The sequence below is a fragment of the Shewanella canadensis genome (assembly GCF_003966225.1).
In the GTDB taxonomy this organism is placed as follows: domain Bacteria; phylum Pseudomonadota; class Gammaproteobacteria; order Enterobacterales; family Shewanellaceae; genus Shewanella; species Shewanella canadensis.
Window position 1 is genome coordinate 155294 of record NZ_RXNU01000010.1, and the last position, 14868, is coordinate 170161.

General features: G+C 44.3%; 14 protein-coding genes. 4 read left to right on the forward strand and 10 right to left on the reverse strand.

Annotated features, from left to right (window positions below):
• The first annotated feature begins 343 nt into the window (after positions 1-343).
• A complete protein-coding gene (rho, locus tag EKG38_RS17410) occupies positions 344-1609 on the forward strand; it encodes a transcription termination factor Rho (protein WP_126521493.1) in 1266 nt (421 codons plus the stop codon).
• Between the two features lie 409 nt (positions 1610-2018).
• Here rho and EKG38_RS17415 read toward each other — a convergent pair whose 3' ends face one another.
• The 5 genes from EKG38_RS17415 to EKG38_RS17435 form a co-directional block, all read right to left on the reverse strand.
• Positions 2019-2921, reverse strand: a complete 903-nt coding sequence (locus EKG38_RS17415; protein WP_126521494.1) for a LysR family transcriptional regulator — start codon at positions 2919-2921, stop codon at positions 2019-2021.
• 375 nt (positions 2922-3296) lie between these two features.
• A complete protein-coding gene (locus tag EKG38_RS17420; protein WP_012144447.1) occupies positions 3297-4028 on the reverse strand; it encodes a fumarate reductase iron-sulfur subunit in 732 nt (243 codons plus the stop codon).
• Complete coding sequence (locus EKG38_RS17425) at positions 4025-6049, reverse strand: fumarate reductase flavoprotein subunit (RefSeq protein WP_126521495.1); 2025 nt, start codon at positions 6047-6049, stop codon at positions 4025-4027. Before EKG38_RS17425 ends, EKG38_RS17420 begins: the two co-directional genes overlap by 4 nt.
• Before the next feature lie 112 nt (positions 6050-6161).
• On the reverse strand, positions 6162-6830 hold the full coding sequence (locus tag EKG38_RS17430; protein ID WP_126521496.1) for a fumarate reductase cytochrome b subunit: 669 nt from the start codon (positions 6828-6830) through the stop codon (positions 6162-6164).
• Positions 6831-6988: 158 nt separating this feature from the next.
• Positions 6989-7714 carry a fumarate reductase cytochrome b subunit gene (locus EKG38_RS17435; protein ID WP_126521497.1) on the reverse strand — a complete coding sequence of 242 codons (726 nt, stop codon included), beginning with the start codon at positions 7712-7714 and terminating at the stop codon, positions 6989-6991.
• 525 nt (positions 7715-8239) lie between these two features.
• Between EKG38_RS17435 and prmA the strand changes: the two genes are divergently transcribed.
• The 3 genes from prmA (at position 8240) to fis (ending at position 10565) form a co-directional block, all read left to right on the forward strand.
• Positions 8240-9121, forward strand: a complete 882-nt coding sequence (gene prmA / locus EKG38_RS17440; RefSeq protein WP_012144451.1) for a 50S ribosomal protein L11 methyltransferase — start codon at positions 8240-8242, stop codon at positions 9119-9121.
• A gap of 151 nt (positions 9122-9272) precedes the next feature.
• Positions 9273-10241: a tRNA dihydrouridine synthase DusB gene (gene dusB, locus EKG38_RS17445; protein ID WP_012144452.1), complete on the forward strand. Its 969-nt coding sequence runs from the start codon at positions 9273-9275 to the stop codon at positions 10239-10241.
• 18 nt (positions 10242-10259) lie between these two features.
• On the forward strand, positions 10260-10565 hold the full coding sequence (fis, locus tag EKG38_RS17450) for a DNA-binding transcriptional regulator Fis (RefSeq protein WP_005496187.1): 306 nt from the start codon (positions 10260-10262) through the stop codon (positions 10563-10565).
• An 81-nt stretch (positions 10566-10646) separates the two neighbouring features.
• On the opposite strand, the gene EKG38_RS17455 is transcribed toward fis, so the two are convergent.
• The 5 genes from EKG38_RS17455 to EKG38_RS25095 form a co-directional block, all read right to left on the reverse strand.
• The gene (locus EKG38_RS17455; RefSeq protein WP_126521498.1) at positions 10647-11222 is read right to left on the reverse strand and encodes a hypothetical protein; all 576 of its coding nucleotides are present in this window, start codon (positions 11220-11222) and stop codon (positions 10647-10649) included.
• Positions 11223-11524: 302 nt separating this feature from the next.
• A complete protein-coding gene (locus EKG38_RS17460; RefSeq protein WP_126521499.1) occupies positions 11525-11755 on the reverse strand; it encodes a hypothetical protein in 231 nt (76 codons plus the stop codon).
• 290 nt (positions 11756-12045) lie between these two features.
• Positions 12046-12732: a hypothetical protein gene (locus EKG38_RS17465; protein ID WP_126521500.1), complete on the reverse strand. Its 687-nt coding sequence runs from the start codon at positions 12730-12732 to the stop codon at positions 12046-12048.
• A 119-nt stretch (positions 12733-12851) separates the two neighbouring features.
• Positions 12852-13538, reverse strand: a complete 687-nt coding sequence (locus tag EKG38_RS17470; protein ID WP_126521501.1) for a hypothetical protein — start codon at positions 13536-13538, stop codon at positions 12852-12854.
• Positions 13539-13540: 2 nt separating this feature from the next.
• The gene (locus tag EKG38_RS25095) at positions 13541-14725 is read right to left on the reverse strand and encodes an RHS repeat-associated core domain-containing protein (protein ID WP_221767768.1); all 1185 of its coding nucleotides are present in this window, start codon (positions 14723-14725) and stop codon (positions 13541-13543) included.
• Positions 14726-14868 lie beyond the last annotated feature (143 nt).

A 14868-nucleotide genomic window follows, 5' to 3' on the forward strand; every position in this document is an offset into this window, starting at 1 on the left:
TTGCTTCTCGCCTTGCCCTTCGGGAGTTCCCGTAGAATACCAGCACTGCGTTAGTGATATTGAAAAGGGACGAACCATTCTCTTCAATCACTGCCTTGTTTTGCTATCCTGCGGGAGCTCTGAAACGAGCATTTTGAAGTAGCTTGGGTATATATAGTGATACCTGACACAGCTTATTCATTAAATTGTGTCAGGTTGACCTAAATTTCTAGACGCACCGCCACTATAGTGCTACTTTAATAACCACGGTATTTCAAACCACATCTCGCTATTCGATCAATATCCTAAATTTTATTACCCGTTGATCACAGATAGCATTTCTCGCATAAAAAGACCCTCCAAGATGAATTTATCAGAATTAAAAGACACGTCGATTTCAGACTTAGTACTACTAGCCCAAGAAATGAAAGTTGAAAATACTGCCCGTGCTCGTAAGCAGGACATTATATTTTCAATCCTTAAAGCCCACGCCAAAAGCGGTGAAGATATTTTCGGTGGCGGAGTATTAGAAATCTTGCAGGATGGATTTGGCTTCCTGCGTAGTGCTGACGCGTCTTACCTTGCAGGTCCAGACGACATTTATGTCTCTCCAAGTCAGATCCGTAGATTCAGTATGCGAACGGGTGATAGCATTTTCGGTAAGATTCGCCCACCTAAAGAAGGTGAACGTTATTTTGCACTACTGAAAGTGTCCGAAGTTAACTTTGACAAGCCAGAAAACTCCCGTACCAAAATCCTTTTCGAAAACCTGACTCCACTGCACGCCGAAGAGCGCATGCGTATGGAACGCGGTAATGGTTCGACAGAAGATATCACCTCAAGAATTCTCGACCTGTGCTCACCTATCGGTAAAGGCCAGCGTGGTTTGATTGTTGCGCCACCTAAGGCTGGTAAGACACTACTTCTTCAGAACATGGCTCAAAGCATCACCTACAATAATCCCGATGTGGTATTGATGGTTCTGCTAATTGATGAGCGTCCGGAAGAAGTCACCGAAATGCAGCGCATGGTTAAAGGTGAAGTCATTGCTTCTACCTTCGATGAGCCAGCCAGCCGTCACGTACAAGTGGCAGAGATGGTAATCGAAAAGGCAAAGCGTCTTGTTGAGCATAAGAAAGATGTCGTCATCTTACTCGATTCAATCACGCGCCTCGCTCGTGCTTACAACACAGTGATTCCATCATCGGGTAAAGTTCTTACCGGTGGTGTTGATGCCAACGCACTACATCGTCCTAAGCGTTTCTTCGGTGCGGCTCGTAACATCGAGCACGGCGGAAGCTTAACGATTATCGCAACTGCATTGGTTGATACGGGTTCTAAGATGGATGAAGTCATCTACGAAGAATTTAAAGGTACGGGTAACCAAGAGTTACACCTATCCCGTAAAGCCGCTGAAAAACGCGTCTTCCCGGCCATCGACTTTAACCGCTCGGGTACTCGTCGTGAAGAGAAACTGACGACACCGGATGAGCTACAGAAGATGTGGATCCTACGTAAGATCCTCAATCCAATGGATGAAGTCACAGGTATGGAGTTCCTTATCGATAAATTGGCCATGACCAAGACTAACGATGAGTTCTTCAAGGCAATGAAGCGTGCTAAGAGCTAAGCGTTTCTTGACTCTAGGTTCTAAGTTCTAAGTTCTAAGTTCTAAAAAGCATAAAAAAAAGCCGCACTCGTTGCGGCTTTTTTGTGTCTGGAACACTTATGTCTATTTTCCATGGATGGATAAAAATAGACGTTGTGTCTGGCCATCAATGTTCCAGACATTGATTGGCATTTCCTCCATCCTTGGAGGTCAGAACACTTATGTCTATTTTCCATGGGTCGTTGATGTTCCCGACATCATTACGACATTTCCTATATCTGACCCATATGGATATGGGAAATGTCTTCGAAGCGAATGGAACGCTTTAGACCGTATAGGTCATGGATAAAAATTGACCTTGTGTCTGGACTTATTGTAATAAAGAGTTATGAAGGTTTGCCAAGGGCTCCTAGGCTCTAGATTCTAGATTCTAGCTACTGACTTCCAGCCTCTGCCTACACCTTTCTCTCAACATATCTCTTAATAACAAGATAACTGGTGTGACATGCTCTCTTCCTGGGCATACAAGATAGAGATCGGCCGATTCACCTTGATAATCTGTCATCATTGGTACCAGCCTTCCACTGGTAATATCCTCCTCTAAATCCAGAGAGGATTTGTAAACAACACCTTTACCGGCCACTGCCCAGCGCCTTGCAACCTCAGCGTCATTACAGGTACGATTCCCCGTGACTCTGACCTTAAATTCACGGCCATTCTTGCTGAATAGCCACTGATCATGAGTCCGCTCTTCTAACATAAAAAACAAACAGTTGTGATCTGATAGCTGATCGATTGTGGTGATCTCACCATACTTGGCGATATATGCTGGAGAGGCACAGAGTAGCCTTTTCACTTTAGCTATCTCAAAGGCGACTAAGGATGAATCTTTGGGCGTACCTAAACGCAGTGCCACATCGACTTTATCATGATAAAAATCAGATAATGTATCGCCGATATGTAGCCTAAGCTTGAGTTCAGGATATTGATCCATAAACTCATCTAGCCAAGGCAGTAAAACGTGGCGACCAACATCTGATGGCACAGCAAGACTGACGACACCAGAGATCTTCTCCCTCACGTCATTAACCGCTTGCTGGCCCAGCGCTAAGTCTGATAATGCTCTGCGACAATGTATCAGATAGCGTTCACCGGTATCAGTCAGCCTCAGACTGCGGGTACTTCGAATAAACAAACTGGTATCGAGCTGCCTCTCTAACCGTTTTAAAGCGGCACTCGCCGTAGCAGGCGAGATATCCAGTTCGGTTGCAGCAGCGGTAATACTGCCGCAATCGGCAACCCGAACAAAAAGCCTGAGATCGTTTATCTGCATGGTGTTAGGCCTAAATTAATACAATACCAATTTCATTAAATATCTGTTCATTCAGCGGGAGTTAAAAGCGCTGAAGGCAAGGCGGATGATTGAAGCTAATAGTTATTCTATATCAAAAACATTCAACGTAGCATACAGGGCTTTTAAACCCGCCCTCCGGGAGGCTCTCAGACATTCCACTTCGGCATTGCATTGACTTACAAGGGAATAACCATTCTTTCATCAATGCGCTTTGAATTGAAAAGCCTGAGTGACTCTGAATTGACAACATATTTAATGAAACTGGTATAAGCATCATGCTATGAGGTCTGCATAAAAAAAGAAAGCCTGCTTTAAAAGCAGGCTTTCTACCAATGGCTTCACTTCAGACTGTAATTAAACGAGTGCACCCGCCATCTTACGTCTAAGATAAGCTATCTGCTGCATGTGCGGTAGATCTTTGGGGCAGTTATCCTGACAACCTAACAGGGTCATACAACCAAATACACCATCCTGATTACCGATAACGTGGTAGAAATCTTCCACGGTGCGCTCATCACGGCTATCCAGCTCGAAGCGTGCAATTTTCATCATACCTACTGCGCCGACAAAACTGTCACGCATCTGCTTAGTCGCACAGGCTGAGACACAGACACCACACTCTACACAACGCTCTAACTCATACAGCTTAGCCGCTTCTTCCGGAGCCATTGGCGCTTCGAGACGATGCACGTCGACATCATCTAAGTTAGGTTGTAGCCATAACTTAAGACGTTCGGCGAGTTCACGCATAAATTTCCCCGTATTAACCGACAAGTCACCGATTAATTCGAAGCCAGGCAGTGGCATCAGAGTAATTTCGCCCTTGGGATATTTACTGGTTAATGTACGGCATGCCAGTGTCGGGAAACCATTGATCACCATGGCACAGCTACCACATATTCCTGCCCGGCAGACAAAATCGAACTGCAGGGAGGTATCTTGATGTTCACGCAACATATTGAGTGCGATAAACACGGTCATTCCAGGCGCTTCTTCGAGCTGGTATTTCACCATCTTAGGCTTGTCACCCGGCTCTTGAGGGTCGTAGCGAAAAATATTAAAGGTTAATGTGCGGCCCTGACTCATAATGCTTGCTCTCCTTCAGACTCTTCTCCAGGCACGGCTGAGGCAGGTCTATCTAAGTTGTCACATAAGCGTTCATTTCTCGCCATCAAAGCTTCAGGAACTTCGAATGGCATCAATGCTTGCTGACGCTGATAACGATCGGCATCATCTCCCAGCTCACTTAAAATTTTAGTGATCTCTTTTTCGCGCTTATCGGTATCGGGATGGGCAATCGCATTGTTAATCCCATAGCCGCGATATCCGGGTGGCAACTCCATCTTCATCACATCGAGGTCTTCGTAGCTTAGCTCAGGTGTGAGTGCATTTTCATCTGGCCAGCTGGACAAGGTTCTGTTCAACCAGTCTTTATCGTTACGTTGCGGGAAATCTTCTCGAGCGTGAGCGCCACGACTCTCTGTTCGCGCTGCAGCGCCGCATGCAACCGTCAATGCGACCTTAAGCATGCGCTTCACGCGCAGAGCTTCGACCAACTCAGGGTTCGCGTGGCGTTTCTTACACTTAAGGCCTAAGTTTTTGGCACGCTTCAATAACGCTTGAAGCTCAGTCACAGCCTTCTCTAACTCAGGGCCATTACGGAAGATACCGACATAGTTCATCATGATCCGTTCCATCTCTTTTCTCAAAGCGAATGGACTCTCAGTTCCCGGACCTTCGACAAGCTCATCGATCTCATTACGTACCTTATCCACAAAGGATTCGGCCAAACCAGTGTTGATCTCTAATGTATTTTCCTGACAGAAATCGGCTACATATTTTCCGATAATCATGCCGCCAACCACAGTCTCGGCCAGCGAGTTGCCACCCAGACGGTTGAAGCCATGCATGTCCCAACAAGCGGCTTCGCCCACACTGAATAAGCCTTTTAGCTGAGGGTTTTGCCCTGTTTTATCGGTACGAATGCCGCCCATAGAGTAATGTTGAGTCGGGCGAACCGGGATCCAATCCTTTGCAGGATCGATACCTAAGAAGCTCTCACAGATCTCTTTCACTTCACGCAAGTTGGTTTCGACATGTTTACGACCAAGAAGCGTAATATCTAACCACAGGTGAGGACCATAAGGGCTATCGACCCCCTTGCCTTTGCGAATATGTTCGGTCATACGACGTGATACGACATCACGGGAAGCGAGTTCTTTCTTTTCAGGCTCATAGTCCGGCATAAAACGGTGGCCATCTTTATCTCTTAACAGGCCTCCGTCACCACGACAACCTTCGGTTGTCAAAATACCGACCGGAACGATGGCGGTTGGATGAAACTGTACCGCCTCCATATTGCCAAGCTTTGCCACACCGGTTTCCAGCGCGAGCGCCTGACCGATCCCCTCACAGATAATGGCATTGGTCGACACTTCATAAATACGGCCATAGCCACCGGTAGCTATCGTGGTCGACTTGGCTATATAAGCGCGGAGCTCGCCCGTTATCATGCAGCGGGCAACGACACCATGACACCGTTTGCCGTCATGAATAAGGGATAATGCCTCGACTCTTTCGTGAACGGGTATATCGAGAGAGATAGCTTTGTTATCGACGGCATAAAGAAGTGAGTGACCGGTACCATCGGCGGTATAACAGGTACGCCACTTTTTAGTGCCACCAAAGTCCCGCGCATTGATCAGGCCATGAGCCTCTTCGGCCTCTTCAATAGTGACCTTTTCGGCGTTAACGACCACCTGACGAGGGCCTTTAGTCACACGCGTCCATGGCACTCCCCAGTTCGTTAGCTCACGCACAGCCTTAGGAGCACAATGAGCAAACATCCTTGCCACATCCTGATCGCAGCCCCAGTCAGAACCTTTGACCGTATCCTGAAAATGGATATCTTCATCATCACCCATACCTTTAACGGTATTTCCAAGACTCGCCTGCATACCACCTTGAGCGGCTGCAGAGTGCGATCGTTTTGCAGGAATAAGTGATAACACTACAGTGTCGAGGCCACGCTCTTTAGAGGCGATAGCAACTCTGAGTCCGGCCAGTCCAGCTCCGACTACTAAAGAATCGGTATATATCAGTTTCACACTTGCTCCTTACATAGGGCTTGAGGGCTCATTATTTTTATCATTTCAAACTCGTAATTTTGATTTTAGTGGGAACAGGTTTCAGGCTATTTAAATTCCTGACACCTTCTCGCTAAGCGTGTGGAAGGAACGCCAGCAATGACGCCATGCCGATAACCACAAATATCACACTCACTATCGTCTTTATCTTTTTCATTCGTTCACGGGTATTGAGATCTCGGGCGGCGCCCCATTTTATGGCGACTCGATATACTCCAATGGCGGCATGCAACTCAACGCAGAGCAGAAGCGGCATATACAACATCCATACACCATCATTCCAGATCCGAGCAGCCGAACCAGAAGGACCGATAGTTTCAGGAGCCGAGCCGATAAGCCACAGGTGTACGGGCAACATCAGCAAAATACCGACCCCCGTGATAGCCTGCCAGACCCAGAGCTTGGTATCCCCATGACTGATTGAGCTCATCTGTTTTCTTAGTGCAATCTGTTGTCTCAAGCTCAGAGGCAGCTTTTGAACCGCAATTAACACATGCACCAGCACTAAACTTGCGATAGCGATGGCAATTATTGACACCACCCAAGGGTAACCATGGCCATCGGCGCTCAAAAAGTTCAGCTCCATCATGCCCGCGACCCAGGTCATCGCGTCAGCGCCGAGCAGTATTGATGACACCAGTATTAAATGTGTCCACAAGAACACGGCCAAAATAACTCCTGACACACTCTGGCTCATATCGAGCCAGCCACTACAGTTTTTTATTGTTTTTGTTATCGCCATATATCCTCACCGAATTAATGTTGCAACATTAAAAAAAGTCATCGAATAGACTAATCATAATGTCGCTCACATATCGCCCAAAAACCGTGAGGCAGATCAAAACAGGATTAAATAATCAACCAAGTTCTAAAATACTCATCTTCATGAGGTTTTGCTGACTATTCAGGCACAAAGGGTTGGACAGGGAGCGCCAAATCACTACCGATTATCAGGTAGGAGATCAGGCTCAATGAACCAATGACGATCAGATAGATGATCAACACCTTGATGATCTTTCTCAAACCCCTTCTGTTTGCAGTCAGACCCCATTTAACGGCGACACGATAGAGACCAATCATGGCATGAATAACCACGGCAGGAAGCAGCAGCGCGTAGAGTAACCAAGCGTTTGCATGGTAAACACGCTCCGCAGAAAGGTGCGGCCCGATTTCAGGATTCGTTATCATGGTAAAGACATGTACCGGTGCCAGGAAAAACAGAATAAACCCGGTAACGAGCTGCCAAAACCAAGCGTGGCTATCCTTATGGTTAATGCCGTTCATATGACGACGCAGTGCTCGCCATTGTCCTAATTGAGCCGGAAAACGTCTCAACGCCACAGCGGCATGTAACATGACGACAATAAGAATAAATACAGAAAAAACTTTAGTGACGACCGGGAAGCCGTGGCCGGTTTCACTGAACATTCCACCCTCGAGGATCTGAACGACTTGGTAGAAGGCCTCTTTGCCTAGCAGAATACTGGACTCAAAATGCAGATGAGCCAATAAGAAACAGCCAAGTAATATGCCTGTGACACTTTGAATTTTATCTGCCTTTGCAGACCAGGGGTGTCCTACAATGCCAGGGATGCTTGTTTCGGGAAGTAAAGTTCTCACAGTCATTTTCTTATAGTGCCTATTGTCGGGATTTACACCTTATCAAGAAGAATAGAACTAAGAACAACGTCCTGATTAAAACGTGACCAAACTCACAGCCTTACCTTCGGCTATTTGAAGCAGATCACAAACAAAGGGGGTCACACAAAACAAAGGTCATACCATTTAACCACCTCAATTCAATAGGTTAGAGTGAACTTTCAAACGAAACAATCATAGGTGAATTTGGTAGAACACCAACCATATCGGTATGATTTAGTAAATTTCATTCATTACCTTCCGATTTAATTGCTTGATAGCCGGACCAAGTTCATTAACGATCTGAAGCAAGCTAACCACTGACTTTACCCATCAAGCGGTGAACTGAGTATCTCGACCGTTCCACCCAAGTGTAGCCCTGACTTAAAAGGGAAAACTAATTCTGTGCCTATGCCTCTTGAGTTGAAAAATCTGAGTGACTCTGAATTGATTACATATTTAATGTGATTGGTATTACAATAGCTCAATTGCAGAACTTAAAGAGACGATCCCATGCCTTGGATCCAGTTAAAAATTGATACCGATAACCAACATGCAGATGCCTTGAGCGATCTGTTAATGGAGGAAGGCTCTCTGTCTATTACCCTGGAAGATGGTAAAGACACGCCTATTTATGAGCCTACTCTAGGTGAAACGCCGCTCTGGAATCACACCGTGCTAACTGCACTCTTCGAAGCCGATAGAGATCTTGCCATTGTAGTTGAGCAGCTCAAACTGCAACCCTATTTAGGCGAAGACTTTTCCTACAAGATTGAGCAAGTCGAAGATAAAGACTGGGAACGTGAGTGGATGGATAACTTCCACCCGATTAAGTTCGGTGAACGCTTATGGATCTGTCCTAGCTGGCGCGAAATCCCCGATCCAGATGCCGTTAATATCATCTTAGATCCAGGGTTAGCATTTGGTACCGGTACTCACCCAACGACAGCCCTCTGTCTGGAGTGGTTAGATAGCTTAGATTTTGCCGATAAAGAGGTGATCGATTTTGGTTGTGGCTCAGGCATCTTAGCCGTCGCAGCACTGAAACTCGGCGCGACTAAAGTTACCGGCATCGACATCGATTACCAAGCCATCGACGCATCTAAGGCCAATGCCGAACGCAATGGTGTCGAAGATCAATTAGCCCTCTTCCTTCCCGAAGATCAACCGAAAGATCTACAGGCTGATATCTTAGTGGCAAACATTCTTGCGGGCCCGCTAAGAGAGCTTGCTCCTTTAATTGCCGAAAAAGTAAAAACCGGTGGCCAATTGGCCTTGTCCGGACTACTTAAAGAGCAAGCCGAAGAGGTCGCGGAGTTTTACACTCAATGGTTCGATATGGATGAGCCTGCTCACAAAGAGGATTGGAGCCGCTTGACAGGAATACGCAAATAGCGGTAATGGGCGGTACACCTTGTGCCGCCTAAGATTTCTCACCTTTCAAAAGTCAAGAAAAAAAGTTTCTCTCAGGTCATTTATTGACCTTTTCACCAGCTCAAAAAAGGCGTACTATAGCGCCCCTTTGAAGCGCTAAGGTATGTTGAAAATGCAGATTGGACCCTATCAACTGAAAAACCGGTTGATCGTGGCACCAATGGCAGGTGTCACAGACCAACCCTTTAGAAATCTATGTCTTCGTTATGGTGCAGCCATGGCGGTGTCGGAGATGCTTTCGTCGAATCCTGATGTTTGGGATACCGATAAGAGCCGCCAGCGCATGAGTCATGCTGGTGAAGATGGGATACGCTCAGTACAAATAGCAGGTGCCGATCCTGAGTTAATGGCCAATGCCGCCGTTGTCAACGTACAACAAGGGGCACAGATCATTGATATCAATATGGGTTGCCCTGCGAAGAAAGTGAATAGAAAGCTAGCTGGTTCAGCGTTACTGCAAGACCCTGTGCAGGTAAAAGCGATTTTACAAGCCGTGGTTGCCGCAGTGGATGTACCGGTAACACTGAAAATTCGAACTGGATGGGCTCCGGAGCATAGGAATGGTGTTCAAATCGCCCAGATAGCCGAAGATTGTGGTATTGCCTCATTAGCCGTTCACGGCAGGACCAGGCAGTGCATGTACAAGGGTAATGCCGAGTACGACACGATTAAAGCTATTAAAAAGAATGTCTCGATCCCTGTTGTTGCTAACGGAGATATTGTCACTCCTGAAAAAGCACGTTTTGTGTTAGATCAGACCGGTGCCGATGCTCTCATGATAGGTCGGGGTGCTCAAGGAAGGCCTTGGATTTTCCGAGAAATTCAACATTATCTGGAAACGGGTAATAAGCTAGCGCCTGTTGAGATGGATGAAAAGCGTCTTGTGATGCTGGAACATCTTAAAAACTTATATGCTCTGTATGGTGAATATAAGGGTATCCGTTTCGCTAGAAAACATGTTGGATGGTATTTGGACCAAGATGAACAGCGTCCATTCCGGGCCGAATTTAATCGGCTGGAAACTGTTGAAGAACAAGGTTCCATGGTGGAACGCTATTTTGATGAAATTGCACAGAATTAATTAAAGAGCAGAATACGAATGTTTGATCAGACTACTAACACAGAAACTCATCAGCTTACAGTTGGCAAAATTGAAACAGCTAACGGTACTATCAAGCCTCAGTTATTACGTGACGCTGTAAAGCGCGCAGTAACAAACTTTTTCGCTCAGATGGACGGGCAAGAAGCTGAAGAAGTATATGAAATGGTGTTAAGCGAAGTTGAAGCACCTCTGCTAGATATCATCATGCAGCATACCCGCGGCAACCAGACTCGTGCAGCGAACATGCTAGGTATCAACCGTGGTACTCTGCGTAAGAAATTGAAAAAGTACGGCATGAACTAAGAAGCAATTCTTAACATGATGTATTGAAACGGGTTTCCTAGCAATGGGAAGCCCGTTTTGCTTTGGTTGCTACTCAACTTGCTACTCAGAGTCTCTGGTGCCATATATATGTAATCTATTGCCACGACTAATTAGATGTCCGTTAGGGCACTCAATACAATCGTAGTTCCAACCGATAGACAGCGATTTAAACTTTGTATATACAAGCTCTGCAGCTTCGTAGGTTTGATTACAAGCCCCACAGCGTGCCCTTCCTTGCTTTTCTGTAAGAAGAGAGAAGGAAATATGATGAAACCTTTCTATTGTGGCTGGTGGACTGCTAGGAGTCTTATTAGATGGATCGCCCTGCTCAATCCAATACTGAATTTTCCCTGTGTCATCGAGAATATTTAAATCACTTTCCCAAACTTCCCTTAGCACAACATCTGAATCAAACTGTATAACACTATCTGTCGGCATATACCGGGATGAATCATAACCAGCGACTTCGATTAAGCTCGTACAGGGTGACGCTGCAAACTCTGCAAGTATGCCATCAACCTCTAGCTCCACCTCACGATCAAGCTCTCGCTCAAGGTATTCTTTACGTTTTTTTATGATGAGGATAATGAAGAGTGTAACGGTCACTATTGCAATCAAAACCGGAGAAGTAATCACGTCGTCTCCTCAATTTACGTTGGAAATATATGATCCATTTTGGCATCCAAAAAGGGTCATGCTTTGTAGAAGAGTTTCGCTTAAAAGCGCAGTTGATTCAATCGATTAAATTAATACAGAAAAAGGATCACGTTACACCTTTTCCGTTTCGTTTTTGACCGTTTTAATTTATAACTTATCGCTATGCTGGTGGAATAATGCAACAACATAAAATAAGAATAAATATCAAAATTATAAGCAAGGTAATAAGCAGGTTTGGGACTGAAGATATTTGATATTAATACGGTAAATCGGGCCCTGTGTTACGCCATTCTAGTCTGAGCGATTTGCATAGCTTTGATAGCTTGCCTCGCCATTTCAGTCAAAGAAGAATTCAGCTCTCTAGCTGTGGACACATGCTCCCCCATTTGATCCTCAAAATGCTCGATTATATCCTCTAACTTTATTTTTAGCTCCGTATCAACAGCTTCAACAAGTATAAGTGACTCTCTGATCTCATTTAACTTTTCCAGAGCATAATCGATATAAAACACACTTGAATCAGAACCTGAGTGGGGGATCAACCTGCTCGCTTAGTACCTACAATACTATTTTTATAATTTATGTAGTCACCATGCCCGACAACACATCCACATAATACCAATAAAAGTGATGGTGCTGTTATTGACACATGTAAAAGTTTCATTATGTATCACCTTCTCTTAGTAACTTCATATTTTTATCATTTTCAGCTCTTTCTTATCTAAACAATTTTAAGCTAGTGACCTCCTACCACTATTCGAAGCACTTAAAACTGGAGATCTCCGGCTTCTAATCACGTTGTTCACCTTATCGTTGCACGGTAATCTACCGGGTAAAAATATATTGTATAAGTTTTGGGCCTTCCATCGACAATAAAAGTTAGGTATAGGTTAAAGAAGCCTTGTTCGTCAGCTAAATTTGTATCAGGAGCATGCAGAATCCCACAGATGATATTTTTATCCGCATGTAATTTATCTAGGGGCAATTGTTTAAAGTTATCTGTTCGTTTAGGAATAGTTAAGATTTTCTCTTTGTAGAAATTATAGCTATCCCAGTTTGGGGCACGCGTGCACACATCTATTCCAAATTCATCAGGATCCTCACTTGGACTTCGTTCAAGCTTCATAAATTTCATTTTTCTTTTTTTGTTTACTCGGTACTGATTTATAATAATGTCACTCAAATCTAGCACTACACTGTCATCTAAAGATGTAATAAAAATTTCTATATCTAAATTAAGAAAGTATCTAGAGTATGTATTTTCAATAGGGTAATTATAGAGCCCAGCAATTCTAAATTTTATTTGCACTCCATTTTCAAGTGTAACTACAGGACTAAAAACCTCTGAATCGTAACCTACACTATCAACAGCACCGAGATACTCGATGGTATCAACGGGCGTCAATCCATAAGATGTCTTAGTACTATAGCTATAGTAAGCACACCCTTGCATACCTAAGACAACGAGTAAAGTAATGGCCAGCTTCATGCTTATCACTCCTCTAGGTTACTCTTATAATAGTGATAGTTACCTACACCAAGTGCATAATATTGGCCAGCTGCAGCTGGATGCAAACTAACAGCCACGCAAGCATCTAATCACGTTATTCACTTGATTGTTACACGGTAATCTACCGGGTAAAAATATATTGTATAAGTTTTGGGCTTTCCATCGACAATAAAAGTTAGGTATAGATTATAGAACCCTTGCTCTCCCGCCAAATTCGTATCAGGAGCATACAGAATCCCACAAATGATGTTTTTATCCTCCCGCAGTTTACGCAAAGGCAACAAATTTAAGTCATGCGTTAGTCTAGGGATGGTGATCGCCTTGCCTTCATAGAAATTATAGCTCTCCCAATCTGGACCACGTGTGCAGACATCTACACCGTAACGGTCAGGTACTTTGCTAGAGCGGCGTTCAAGCTTCATGAACTTTACTTTAGTTATTCTATTAAACCGATACTGCTCCATCGTTATATTGCTAACATTTATGGCAACATCTTCATGCAAAGATGTAATAAATACTTCCACTTCCAGATTTTTAAAATCATCTGAATGAGATTGTTTGATGGGGTAGTTATATATCCACGAGGTGAAAAATTTAATCTGTACACCATTGTCCAGTGTAACTACAGGGCTTAATATTTCTGAATCATAACCCACACGTTCTATTGGCCCAAGATACTCGACGGTATCAACAGGCACTAATCCATAAGAGCTACCAGTGCTATAACTATAGTACGCGCACCCCTGCATATTTAAGACTAAAATTAGAACAATGGCTAGCCGCATGATTAGTCCTCCTCAAGATTACTCTGATAATAATGATAGTTACCTACACCAAGAGCGTAATATTGGGCGGCAGCGGCTGGCGGTATAGTACCTATTAAGATACCCAGATTATTAATATCCCAAGTAGCCATCCATCTATCATGGAATACAGAAAATGCCCTTACGCCGTAGATGTTCTGGGATAACCCGCTCATTACTGGCGAGTATTCTGAGATCCAATAATTAAAGTTTGATTTATCAAAAACTACTTTATTCAGTTCACTAGACCAACTGAAAAAATCGGTATCTTTATTGGCTAACGAACGTTGTAATATTTTCAAATCTGACTCACTTAGTGACAATACACTGCGACCTGCCAATACTTCAGCCTCAGAACCAGCGTTTACCTCTACAGAGGTGCCTGTATTGTCAACTAAGTCGTTTTCAACACCGTCACCTTTAGTCTTAATTACAGCATCACCCTTGGACGTTTTCCAAGATGATTTATAACCAGAGGCAAAATCCATCATGACTTTCAGCCCTTGTGCTATCACTGCTAATTTTGCACCTTCTGTGCAAGAGCCGCCTGATACCTTGCCAGCTGCACATCCTCCGACAGCTGATATTCCTATACTAGAAGCAATACCTTTTACCGTATTCAATGCATAGGTGTTGGCCCACCCACCAAACGCGCCAGCTATAGCGCCAGTGAAGGCCCCCTTTAAAGTACCTGTAGCTACTGCTCCACCTACAAATCCAGCGGCAGCTCCCGCTCCTATATGGGCAGCCGTTCCTGCGGTTGTCACGCCATTTGCAGTGGTACTAAGCAATGATAAAGATTTTCCCCACGTAATATACGCAGCTAAAATCGCAACTAAAGGTCGCCAAAATCGTTTCATAAACTTCCCGAAGCTATCAAAGAACTGTTTAAAGAAATAACCTGAGGGATCTGTATACGACATCGGGTTATTTAAGACGTAAGCATAACGGTTAAAGCTCTGGCTAGATTTTGGAGCCTGAATGAATGGGTCGGCTTGCAAGAATCGTCCTAAGGTCGGGTCATAAATACGCCCGCCCATATGTATAATATCTAACCCACTGAGTATCTTGTGGCTCGTATAACCTCTTTCTGTTGGTATTAAGGATGCTAAGCTGGCAATTAGTGGATCGACATAGATACTATGTTGTTTACCATAAGGGTCATAAATGGATTGAGAGACAACCTGTTAATTTGCAGGTAAAACTGATCCACGATTTGCATCTAAAAGTGATCCACCCAATTGGTGTTATATGACCATAATCATGGTCTATTTTCTAGCCTTTTTCTCCTTTGATTTTTTAGTTGATTCTT